General features: G+C 26.1%; 15 protein-coding genes and 1 tRNA gene. 7 read left to right on the top strand and 9 right to left on the bottom strand.

Annotated features, from left to right (window positions below; all coding sequences use genetic code 4):
- Positions 1 to 261: 261 nt before the first annotated feature.
- On the bottom strand, positions 262 to 486 hold the full coding sequence (locus ACR82Z_RS00775; RefSeq protein WP_435129890.1) for a hypothetical protein: 225 nt from the start codon (positions 484 to 486) through the stop codon (positions 262 to 264).
- A 54-nt stretch (positions 487 to 540) separates the two neighbouring features.
- Here ACR82Z_RS00775 and ACR82Z_RS00770 point away from each other — a divergent pair, with 54 nt between their 5' ends.
- From ACR82Z_RS00770 to ACR82Z_RS00755, 4 genes are all read left to right on the top strand, one after another.
- Positions 541 to 879, top strand: a complete 339-nt coding sequence (locus tag ACR82Z_RS00770) for a hypothetical protein (protein ID WP_435129887.1) — start codon at positions 541 to 543, stop codon at positions 877 to 879.
- A complete protein-coding gene (locus ACR82Z_RS00765) occupies positions 863 to 2,425 on the top strand; it encodes an ATP-binding cassette domain-containing protein (protein WP_435129885.1) in 1,563 nt (520 codons plus the stop codon). The genes ACR82Z_RS00770 and ACR82Z_RS00765 overlap by 17 nt, the downstream gene beginning before the upstream one ends.
- Positions 2,425 to 4,023, top strand: coding sequence for an ATP-binding cassette domain-containing protein (locus ACR82Z_RS00760; protein ID WP_435129882.1), 1,599 nt, complete (start codon positions 2,425 to 2,427; stop codon positions 4,021 to 4,023). The genes ACR82Z_RS00765 and ACR82Z_RS00760 overlap by 1 nt, the downstream gene beginning before the upstream one ends.
- A 149-nt stretch (positions 4,024 to 4,172) precedes the next feature.
- A complete protein-coding gene (locus tag ACR82Z_RS00755) occupies positions 4,173 to 4,394 on the top strand; it encodes a TM2 domain-containing protein (RefSeq protein WP_435129880.1) in 222 nt (73 codons plus the stop codon).
- Between the two features lie 968 nt (positions 4,395 to 5,362).
- Here the strand turns inward: ACR82Z_RS00755 and ACR82Z_RS00750 are convergent.
- The 3 genes from ACR82Z_RS00750 to ACR82Z_RS00740 form a co-directional block, all read right to left on the bottom strand.
- Entirely contained in the window at positions 5,363 to 5,818 is a 456-nt protein-coding gene (locus tag ACR82Z_RS00750; RefSeq protein ID WP_435129877.1) for a hypothetical protein, read from the bottom strand.
- Positions 5,754 to 5,972 carry a hypothetical protein gene (locus ACR82Z_RS00745; RefSeq protein WP_435129874.1) on the bottom strand — a complete coding sequence of 73 codons (219 nt, stop codon included), beginning with the start codon at positions 5,970 to 5,972 and terminating at the stop codon, positions 5,754 to 5,756. Before ACR82Z_RS00745 ends, ACR82Z_RS00750 begins: the two co-directional genes overlap by 65 nt.
- 585 nt (positions 5,973 to 6,557) lie before the next feature.
- Positions 6,558 to 6,680: a hypothetical protein gene (locus tag ACR82Z_RS00740; RefSeq protein WP_435129216.1), complete on the bottom strand. Its 123-nt coding sequence runs from the start codon at positions 6,678 to 6,680 to the stop codon at positions 6,558 to 6,560.
- 294 nt (positions 6,681 to 6,974) lie between these two features.
- Between ACR82Z_RS00740 and ACR82Z_RS00735 the strand changes: the two genes are divergently transcribed.
- The gene (locus ACR82Z_RS00735; protein ID WP_435129871.1) at positions 6,975 to 7,274 is read left to right on the top strand and encodes a thioredoxin family protein; all 300 of its coding nucleotides are present in this window, start codon (positions 6,975 to 6,977) and stop codon (positions 7,272 to 7,274) included.
- A gap of 24 nt (positions 7,275 to 7,298) precedes the next feature.
- Here ACR82Z_RS00735 and ACR82Z_RS00730 read toward each other — a convergent pair.
- Positions 7,299 to 7,374: transfer RNA gene (locus ACR82Z_RS00730), tRNA-Thr, on the bottom strand.
- Positions 7,375 to 7,830: 456 nt separating this feature from the next.
- On the opposite strand from ACR82Z_RS00730, the gene ACR82Z_RS00725 reads away from it, so the two are divergent.
- Positions 7,831 to 8,076: a hypothetical protein gene (locus ACR82Z_RS00725; protein ID WP_435130630.1), complete on the top strand. Its 246-nt coding sequence runs from the start codon at positions 7,831 to 7,833 to the stop codon at positions 8,074 to 8,076.
- A 75-nt stretch (positions 8,077 to 8,151) separates the two neighbouring features.
- Positions 8,152 to 9,351 carry a hypothetical protein gene (locus tag ACR82Z_RS00720; RefSeq protein WP_435129868.1) on the top strand — a complete coding sequence of 400 codons (1,200 nt, stop codon included), beginning with the start codon at positions 8,152 to 8,154 and terminating at the stop codon, positions 9,349 to 9,351.
- Between the two features lie 78 nt (positions 9,352 to 9,429).
- Here the strand turns inward: ACR82Z_RS00720 and ACR82Z_RS00715 are convergent, their stop codons facing one another.
- The 4 genes from ACR82Z_RS00715 to ACR82Z_RS00700 form a co-directional block, all read right to left on the bottom strand.
- Positions 9,430 to 9,738: a tyrosine-type recombinase/integrase gene (locus ACR82Z_RS00715; protein WP_435129865.1), complete on the bottom strand. Its 309-nt coding sequence runs from the start codon at positions 9,736 to 9,738 to the stop codon at positions 9,430 to 9,432.
- Positions 9,739 to 9,744: 6 nt separating this feature from the next.
- Positions 9,745 to 9,933, bottom strand: a complete 189-nt coding sequence (locus tag ACR82Z_RS00710; protein ID WP_435129862.1) for a hypothetical protein — start codon at positions 9,931 to 9,933, stop codon at positions 9,745 to 9,747.
- 86 nt (positions 9,934 to 10,019) lie between these two features.
- Entirely contained in the window at positions 10,020 to 10,190 is a 171-nt protein-coding gene (locus ACR82Z_RS00705; protein WP_435129859.1) for a hypothetical protein, read from the bottom strand.
- 37 nt (positions 10,191 to 10,227) lie between these two features.
- Positions 10,228 to 11,334, bottom strand: a complete 1,107-nt coding sequence (locus ACR82Z_RS00700) for a DNA cytosine methyltransferase (RefSeq protein WP_435129856.1) — start codon at positions 11,332 to 11,334, stop codon at positions 10,228 to 10,230.
- Between the last annotated feature and the right edge of the window lie 7 nt (positions 11,335 to 11,341).

Below are 11,341 nucleotides of genomic sequence, written 5' to 3'. Positions count from 1 at the left end.
AAAATATATTTCGTCAAGTTCGATTATTCCACTACTGACATCTGATTCTTTTTGCTTAGATTTAATAAAATCTAATAATTTATGTCTTCAAACAAAAGTTCGTTTTTAAATTAATTCCACAAATCATGCCAGTTTCTTTAAGTGTTAATTTCTTTAAATGACACTCAAGAAACATTTGATATTTAAACTTGATGTGTTTTTCTTAACCTTTCAAAAACTGTTCCAGTGCAATTACTAAAAGTTTTCTTACAATCTAAACATCTATAACGAGGCGATGTTGTTTGTTGAACCGTGCTTGTGTATCTTTACAGATCCACATCTATGACAATATTTAGGTTTTTCTATTGTTATATCTTTACTATTATTTCATGAAGTAATATAAGATGCTAATACTTCTTTAACATCATTCGGAAGGTCAGTAAATGACTTTATTCATGAATTTGCCATTAATTTTAGTTGTTTGAGTTTTTCATCTTTTGTTGACATTATTAAATTATACATTATTTTCAAATAAAACACATTTAAAACATATATAGCCTTTTGCTTTTTGCTAAATATAAGTTTAATATCCATGACTTTGATGAAGAAATTATGTTAATTTCTAATAAGTTATTCAAATCATTTACAAGAAAAATAAGTTTAGCAAACGGTTATGCAGGTATTTTATTAGTGCATTATCTTTATGTTGAATTATATAACATTAATAATGATAAAATCAATAAGCATATAGCATTTATAAACATTTGTTTAAGGGATCAAAAGATCATTGATTATGACAAAAGAGAAATAGATGCAAGTTTTTGAAATGGGTATCAAGGATTGCATCTGCTTTATAAAGTCTTTAAATATAGAAAGGAGAAAGTTGAAAAGACTATTTAATAATAAACCTTTGTTGTTTTATATCTTTATTTTTAGTATTATTTCAGTTGCAGCATCATCGATAGTTGTTTATTTTATTGCTTCATTGATTGATAGCATCAAAAGTGGTGATAAAGCATTATTTCAAACAAATTTAATAGTTGTTATATCTTTAACTGTTATATTCTTAGTTGCCACATTGATGCAACTACTTCTGAAGAATAAATTAAAACAATATGTTAGCACATTGTTAACTAAAGGAGCAGTTTCGAAAATTTCTACTTTGTCATCGCATGAAGTCACTGAAAACAAAGAAGGTAGATACCTAGTTTGAATTAACAAACGTGTGCCAGAACTACAAGAATTTTTATTTACAAGTCTCTTTGATACAGTCATAGGTGTCTTTGTGCAAGTTGCAACATTGATTGTTATGTTTGTGATAAGTTGAAAATTTGCATTAATAGGACTTGTGATATTGTTAATTTCATTTATTTTTCCTTTCTTTTTATCAACAATTGCTGGGAGAATGCATAAGAAATTTATGTTTTCAATGGAATCTCATGTTGCAACATTACAAAACATCTTTAATGGATTTAAGTTCTTATGATATTTAAATAAACCTGAAAAATTATTTGATTTTATCGATGTGACATTAAAAAAATGATTAAAAGATTTGGATAAAACACAAAGTACCGTTATCAAATTAGAAGTAATCAACAGTGGTTTTCAATATATCTCATATATATTAATGATGTTTATTATCGGTTACTTTATTTTCTACCAACATGAACCACTTGGTGCAATATTTGCTGTTCCTGGCTACTTTTATACCCTTTCAATTCAACTGCGTTATACAATTTATGTAAATCAAAATTACATTGCTTATAAAAGTTATTTAAAGGATTTTAGTAGTGAATTTGTTGCTTCAAACAAAGATAATGCAGAAATAAATGTAGAAAAAATTCGAATAACTAATTTGAATTTTGCATATGAAGAAAATGTAATTTTTAAAGACTTTAATTTTACCTTTTATAAAGGTAAAAAGTATGCAATAGTAGGTAAATCTGGATCTGGTAAGTCTACATTATTGAATTTAATTTTAAAGCAACTTCATGGATACAATGGAAGCATTAAAGTAAACGATCAAGAAATCAAAGATATAGATGTAAGTGTATGAAATAATTCATTTACATATTTAAATAGCAAAGAGAATGTATTTTATGATAGCATATATAATAATGTCACTTTATGAAAAGAAAATATGCAAGATCAAGTTAAATTAGCTCTAAAACAAGCTAATTTAACCGAATTTAACCTAGATTATGTTATAGAAAGTGACACAGCCTTATCTACAGGACAAAAACAAAGATTAAATTTTGCTCGTCATTTTTATCGAAACAAGAATCTTTTAATTTTAGATGAAGCAGCATCGAATCTTGACAAAGAAAATACAAAAGATTTATTTAATAAATTAATGCAAAATCCAGATTTATTATTAATTAACTGTACACATCATCTTGATGATGCTAGTTTATATGATGCAGTAATTAATTTAGAGGTAGCATAATGAAAAATGTTATATCAAAAATAAAAACACCATTTTTGTTTTTTGTTTTGGTTGCTATCATAGTTAATAGTTTTCAATTTGTTTTATCTATCTTAGAAGGTTATGCAGTTAATGCTGTTATCAGGCAATACACATTTGTTAAAAATGATGCATTTTTAAGTTTTGGTATTTTATTAATTGTAATTGTGGCTGCATATATTATGTCATCGATAAGCACTTATTTTTATTATATGCTTTCAAATAAATTTGGTATATATACAGCAAAATCAGTTTCTAGAATCTTTTACAACCAATTATTTAAAGCAGACTCAAAAACAAAATTAAATTATTCATCGCAACAAGCCTTTGAACAAGTTTATAATAATGCAAATGCGATCTCATATAATTCACTGCTTCCACTTGTAAACTTTTTATCTACTGCAATTAATTTAACTGTAATATTAATTTTCTTTGGATTATCCAACATCATCGCATTTGTTTTTGTAATAGGAATTTTACTTTTATCAGCATTACCTAACTTTATCTTTTATAAAAAAATTAGTTGATATGTTGAGCAAAATCAACTTGTATTAAATGAATTAACATCAAAATTAACTTACTACTTAGAAAGATATTCATTATTATATTTTTCGAATAATCAAGAACTCTTATATAAGTTTATTGAAAATGAAGTAAAAGAATATTATCAAAAAGTTTATCATTTTGATAATATTAATGTTTGAAATAACAATTTATCAAATGCTATTACTGAAATAGGTGTGATTGTAGGTTTAATTGTGCTAGGATTTTTATATATAAAAAATCCATTATCAATTTCTATTGGTTTAATATATACCTTTAAAAAAGGAATGGATGATAGTAAAGACAACTTTTCAAAAATGGTTGATGGAATAAAATATGTATTGGCTTCAAAGGTTTTATATAAAATGCTAGACCTTAACTTTGATAAAGATCGTGGAAATGTAAAAATGCAACCTGTTGAAAGCATACAAGTTAAGAATTTAACTTTTGGATATGAAAATAAGCTCTTATTTGATAACTTCAATTATACCTTTAAAAAAGGCAAAAAATATGCTATTATTGGGCCATCTGGTTGTGGAAAATCTACTTTATTAAATTTACTTATTAATAATATCAATGATTATCAAGGACAAATATTAGTTAATAATACTGATGTAAAAACTTATACTGATGCATCGATTAAGGATAATTTAAGTTATTTGAACGCAGAAAATTTTGTTTTTGATGTTAATCCATTTAATAATGTTTCGTTACTTGAAAATAACGAAGAAAAGGTTCTAAAAGCACTTAAACAAGCATATATGGATGAAGAAGTAATACAGAAGTTTAAGGATAAAGATTTTGATTCATATAATAATTTATCATTAGGACAAAAACAAAGATTAACACTTGCAAGAAGTTTTTATCAAGAAAAGGATGTGATGCTATTAGATGAAACATTATCCAATTTAAATAAAGATTTATCAGATAAGATTTTAAATACTTTATTAGAATCATCTAAAACAATTTTGCTAGTTTCACATCATTTAAATACAGAGCAATTAGAAAAATTTGATGAAGTTATAAAGTTAGGTTAATAATTAATTTCGGTTCATGTGAACCGAATTTTATTTACTTTTCATATATTTTCCATATTTAGCATCATAAATATAGCAGATTTTGACCAACCTGTTTTTTTTTTTTTTGTTTAAAATTAAGAAAAAACACAAAAAAAAGAAAGGAAAAAATGACAATACAGTCTCCAAAAAGTAATTTAGTTGCATTAATCCTGTGCATTTTTCTTGGTGTCATAGGAGCACATCGTTTCTATGTAGGTAAAGCAGGAACAGGAGTTTTATTTTTCTTAACTCTTGGTGCAGGTTTTGTATGATGAATAATAGATATTATTATGATAATTACAGAAAGTTTTACTGATAAATCTGGTGCTTTCTTAAAATGAAGCAAATAAATAAAACCAGTCCATTAATATGGACTGATTTTTTATAAAACAAAATAACAATAATAAATTTTACGAATAATTGAAAACGAGAAATAAAAAATTGAATAATATAAAAATCTTTACAAAGGAGGTAAAAAAATGATATTTTGGATCCAAGCAAGTCGAAAGACGAAAGATATGCGATTATAAAAAGGGTAAAAAATCAATAAGGATATCGCAAATATTAAGAAAGGAGCGATAATATTATGAATATAAACTTCAAGGATATCTATACATTAAACAAACAATGGTTGAAAACGAGTGAACTAAATTATTAATTTTTGCTTGCATCCATAATAATTATTTCACATTTTGTTATAATAATTAGAATTTGATATTTTTATCTGAAATATTATTCAAAACTTTACATAGTTACAATGTATAAAAATTATATAGCATAAAGCAGGATTAATCACTTTTTTACCAGTTTTTTTAATACCATAAAAAAGTTTAATTTAAGATTTTTCTGTTTTACTTTTTATAATAAAACACCTTTATATAAAAATATAAAAAACAAAATCTGAAAAAGTGACTTGTAGCAAATAAAATATTTGCGTATCTGCCACAGATATAAAGTTTTTTGTTTCTTTTTTCAAAAAGAAAATTCCCTACCTATTTTCGTCATTAGGCGGGGGTTAGAAGTGGTAAAAGTGAGAAACCCTTAAAAACATTTGTAGTGTGTATGTTTTAAACGATTTTCCTGTAAAGGAAAATCCCAGGCTACTGCTTTGGTAAAATATTCATAAATTTTGTTTGTTTGATTTTATAAATTTGTGATGTTATCGAGTTTTTTACGAGCATCTTCGAGTTCATCTAGTATTTGTTGCAATATTTTTATTTCATCAGTCTGTATATTTATCAGATGAAGCAATTTTTCTAATTTTTAAATCAAGTAATTTATTAAAGGAGAAACCACTCGAAAGAAGTCTTGATATGATTTATACTTCTTTTACCCCTAATGACAGCGTTTTTCAGAATGCTATTTTCTCATAATGAGTCATATCTTTTGTAGATATCGGTTTTGCTTCATATCTTTTATTTTTGGTTCTAAAATATAATTTTTCGTCTGTTCCTATGACAAATTTTATATCTGTGCTGCTATTAATTTTAATTCTTTTGTCATTTTCATAGGGTGCATAATTTACATTATTATAAGTTACTGCAGCAGCATTAATTTTTCTTTTTATCTCTAAATCAAAGTAATTTTCTAGGTATTCTTTATGTGGTTGTCTAAAGAAATTACTTTGTGGATTTTGTATAACACTTTTTCTTGTAATATTTAAATAATTCATTAATTCACCTATATTTTGGTTCAATTCTTCAATTGTTTTATAATTGTGGTCTTTTATTCAACTTGGAATTCTCTTTTGTGCAAAAATCTCAAAAACGTTCAATATGTGGTTTTCCGTTTGATTCAGAAGTGGTTATAAATTCTATTCCTAAATCTCTTACGGCATTATATGTAGAAGCATTTGATTCAGCAGAATTATAAAAATTCTTTCTGTTATCTGTAATAATCATTTGTGGAATTCCATAATTATTTATCATTTTTTCAATATTTGATTGATGTCCATTTAATGATTCTGCTTTTTCTCAAAATGTAATGACAAAATTAAACCTGTTGCTACATCAATGGAACCAATTAATGTTATTTCTTTATTATTTAAGAATTTGTGTGAGCATCCATCTATTTCTACCCTTTGACCAAATGAGAAATTTCGTCTTTGTTCGGTTCTAATTACTTCTTTTTCTTAGGTTTTTTAAAAACCATATTATCAAAAGATATTCCTTATTCGTTAATTTTGCATACTTTACATATTTTTTGCAGAATTTTCGCTACTTTTATAAGCAAAAGCAGATGTAACACCTAATTTTATTAGTCTTTTATGAAATTGAGAGTAAGATATATTCGAGTTTATTTTTTCATTATATAAAAACAAACTCAAATATGAATCTGTTGAACTCTTCCCGTCGCTGAGTGAGGAGTTTTTTATTATTATAATCTTCTGCTAATTTCTTTATCTCTTCATTTGAGTATTTTCAAGCATGAATGTTATCTCTATTCTTATGAAGAACAAATTTTTTAATAAACTTCTTCTCCCTTTTATATAATTTTCTTATATTTAATAACAGTTACGAGAGATTTTCCGATTTTTTTGCTAAACTCTGTATTGTTAAATCACTAAATTGCATTACTGTTTGTAAATTTATCAGTCTTGTTTTTCTGAAATTAGATAATTCAAAGTTATTGTTCATTATTAAATCCTTACAAAATTATATACTATAGTAATTAGTAAAATTTTGTTTAATAATTCACGATAATAATTAGAATTTGATATTTTTAAGCAAGTTTTTATTTATATTTTGTGAAAAAATATCATAATTTTTATTTTGGATAATATGATATGTATAGATAAAGATTGTGTAAAGTTCTTAAAAATAAATTTAATTTTATAAAAAGTTAATTTTTAGCTAAAAAAATACGAAAAAATTAACTTTTTATAAAATTAGTATATAATAAATATATAAATTAGAAAGGAAACAAAAAATATGTTAAGAGAATCAAACAAAGAAGAAGTTTTATCAGAACTTCAAAAACCAGGAGACAGATTAGTAGTTTTCTATGCCGACTGATGTGGGCCATGTAGAATGTATAAGGGTTCTTTACAAGAGTTAGCAGATAAAGACAATTTTGAAGTTTTAAGAGTTAATATTGATACTCATAGAGCTTTTGCTAAGGAATCAGGAACTGAATCTATACCTTATTCAAAATTATACAGAAACGGAAAACTTGTAAAAGAATTTACTGGTTTTAAACCATATGATGTATTAAAAAATGATATTCAATAATATTTAAAATAAAGGTATAAAAAATGGTGCCGACAACTGGACTTGAACCAGCGACCCCGTCCTTACCATGGACGTGCTCTGCCTGCTGAGCTATGACGGCAACTTCTGATATTATACCATTTTTAGATATAAAATAAAAGATTAATTTTGGACTTTTATGTCTGTATATTATCTTTTTTACAACTTTTAAAACAGTTAAGAAATGAAATAAATTCTTAACTGTTTTTTGTTAAAGATTTGACTAATATGACTCAGAAGTAAAATAAATTTCTTGCATCTTTGATTTTGAAACGAATTTTCATTTCTCATAAAGTTTTTTGAGCATTGCATCTATGAATATCTCTTTATTTATATCAACTTACTGGTAAAGAAACGATGAGAGTTTAAAAAATCATAATCATAAACGACACCACATCTTCTTAGATCGCTTTAATGTTGAACATCATATTTTTGCAACCGTTACACTTGAGCAAAAACCATCAAAGTATCTAAATGCATTTAATGCTTTGTTCGATTATATTATAGATTTAAAAGATAACCCTGATTTAGCAATTTTTTAGATGCTGATTTTGATGTAATTAAAAATCGCATCCTAAAAAGAGGTAGAAATGTGGAAATTGAAAACTTTGATTTGAATATAGATTATTTTAAAAGATTACATCAGCTTTATCGTCCTTTATTTGAACAATTGGTGCAAAAATATAATATTCCTTATAGAATAATTAATACAAATGATTTAGATGACCATCAGGTGTTTGAAGAAGCAATAAAGATTATAGATAAATTTGTTGATGAAAAATAGATATTATTTGATATCTATTTTTGTCTATTTAAAAATTGATATTTTTAAATATAATTATAAAAAGAAAGGATAGAAATGGACAAAAAAGTACCTAGTTTGAGGTTTAATGGATTTGAAGATGAGTGAGAACAAGATGCTTTTGGACAAATTTTATTTCGTGTAGATGAGAGAGGTTTTGCTTATCTACCACTTTTAACCGCATCAATTAATTACGGGATGATACTAAAAGATTCCAAAAAGAAAGTTAAATCACTTGAGAGTTTTAAAAGGGTTCTACCAAACGACTTTGTTTTGCATCTTTCGTCTTTTAATAGTGGTTTAGCCTTTTCTAAATTTGAAGGACTTACATCACCTGTTTACAATGTTCTAAGATTTAGAGATATAGATAAACATCATCCAAATTTTTGAATGTATGTCTTCAAAAGTAGTGAGTTCATAAATTCTCTTGTTCCTTTAACTTACGGATTAAGACAAGGAAAAAATATTAATTTAAATGAGTTAGAAAAGAATTTGTTAAAAACTACATCAAAGCATGAACAACAAAAAATCTCTCATCTTTTCAATTCCTTAGACTCCTACCTTTCACTTCATAAGCGAAAATATGACTTTTTAATGAACATTAAGTCAACTTTGCTATCTAAAATGTTTCCTAATCAAAACTCAAAATTTCCTAATATTCGTTTCTCTGAATTTACTCACGCTTGAGAACAGGAACAATTGGGAGATATGATGTATAAATACTCAGAAAAGAATCAAAACAACTTTTTTAATAAAGATGATGTATTGTCTGTTTCCGGCGAATACGGTGTACTAAATCAAATAAAATTTTTAGGAAGAAGTTTTGCAGGAAACAACCTAAGAAATTATAAAGTTTTTGATGTTTGTGATATAGTTTACACAAAGTCTCCGTTAAACAAGAATCCTTACGGAATAATAAAAGTTAATTCTTTTAAGAAGGGTATTGTTTCAATTTTATATTCTATCTTTAAACCTTATAAAGATAAATTATATTCTAAATTTATTGAACATTTCTTTTTATCAGATTCAAGATTAAATAATTTTCTTTTTCCTATTATACAAAAAGGTGCTAAGAATACTTTAATAGCAAATGATGATGAGTTTTTGAAACAAAAATTGTATTTCCCTTCTCTCCCTGAACAACAAAAAATATCTCATCTTTTCACTTCCCTAGACTCCATCCTTTCACTTCATCAGCGTAAGTTGCAAATAATTAAAAATATTAAGAAAAAAATGTTAGAAAAAATGTTTGTTTAGGTTATAACACACAAAATATTGCAAAATGTAGGATATCAAAACATTCTTTGATATCCTAATTTTCGTGGGTTTTAAAATTTAGATAAGACTTGATATCGATCGCATTACTAGATCAATATCTTTGTTTTCTAACTCGTTAATGATATGTAAATAAATTCTTTCGGTAGTATTCATACTAGCATGTCCGAGGCGCTTTGCAACGGAAGCTATTGATACCCCGAAATATAACAACAATGATGCATGTGTATGTCTAAGGGCATGAATTGTTATCAGTGGAACATTTGCTTTGTTACACCTGCGAATCAAAGTATCATTAATGGTTGAATTGTAAATTCGTTCCTTAAAAATAAAAATAGGTTTTTCCGGATCTATATCCTTTATTATCATTGCAAACTATGATGTAGTCATTCAATCAAGTTGTACCTTGCGAATTGAAGATTTATTTTTTGTTGGTAGAAATCCACCATTTTCTTTATAATTTCAAGTTTTTGATACATTTAATGTTTGCCTAACGAAATCAAAATCTTTTGGTGTAATAGCCAATGCTCCAGAAAACCATAATCCTGTTTTAGCTATCAGCAAAATTAATCAATCTATGTTTAAGCACCTGTATTCATTTGTCTATAAAATCTCTACCATAAGAAGTTATAATAACTATTTTTTCATTATTACTTTTGGATGATTTTAAGGAACCCATAAAAGACAAGGTGAGTAATCAGATGTGTTGCTACTGTTTTATTTTCAGGTTTATTCATTTGTTTAAAAATTAAGGTTTTCAATAAATTAATGTCTTTAAGTTTAAATCACGATGCATCTATATTGTTTTTAAAATAAGACAAGGTTGAAAAAGTATACAGAGTAGATGTAGAAAACTTTTTAGGATTTAGATTTAGCGAGCAGTAAAAATTTGTTTATTACTAGGTGATTGTCAGAAATAAATTTATCCTTGTTTTCTTTTAAAATACCATAAAAAATCTTCGGTGGTACACATTCGCCGATAATATGTCTAATATTTGAATCACTTACATCATCAGGTAAAACAAAATCATCAGGTAAACCTGTTAAAAGTAAAATTTCTTTGATAGTTAAAACTCTTGCATCGCTATAAAAACCATCTTTATATCTACCTGGATGTACATTGTTCTGTGAAGAAATTGAACCATTTGCCATTGTTATAGTCGGGGCAGGTTTATCTCATGAAATTCTTTTATATGTTGTAGAATACCCCTTGATTCGTTCTCCATTTTTCTTGATAGGAAAATACTTTTCGTTAAAATGAGCACTTTTTCCACTTGGTGTATGTTTCATTCATTCAATGTGTCTGTCATTATGAACGGAAGCATTATGATATTTTATATCACTTCTTTGACCTGATTCTAGGCTTGGCAGGTGCCCAATTACTTCATCTACAGTTTTTATCTTTGTGGGGTGTGGTATTTGTATATCTAGGTTGCTAATGATAATTACAGCACGTTTACGGTCTTGTGCAGTGTCAAAATCTTTGGAATTTAATTTATAAAAATCGATATGTTGATATAAACTACTTAGTTCATTTTTTAAATATTCCTGGATATTTACAAGTTTGTTATTTATCATTATCTTAGTTGTATACATCTGAATTACATTTTCAATAATAATAAGTTTTGGTTTTGTTTGTTTGATAAAATCTACAACATATGTAATCAATAGATTTCTAGGATCATCTATCTTTCGTCTTCCGGCTAGTGACATCCCTTGACAAGGAGGTGTAGCAATTAAAATTTGATTATTAAGTTGTTTGTGTCTTAAAACCAAAGAATCAAAGATATTTTTATTACTTATATCACCAACTATCATTTTTGAATTTGGATATAAAAAATCGTGTATATATGCTCTTTTAGCTATAAATTCATTAGATAAGGTAACATCAAAACCAATATTTTTTAATAAATATGTACCAATTCCTGCGGAAGCAAATAAAGATGTAATTCCGATTTTCTTCATATATACT

The organism is Mycoplasma sp. 6243, assembly GCF_051200785.1.
Classification (GTDB): Bacteria; Bacillota_I; Bacilli_A; order Mycoplasmatales; family Metamycoplasmataceae; genus Mycoplasmopsis.
Note: the sequence above shows the minus strand (reverse complement) of the source record. Positions and strands in the feature narration are given on the sequence as shown.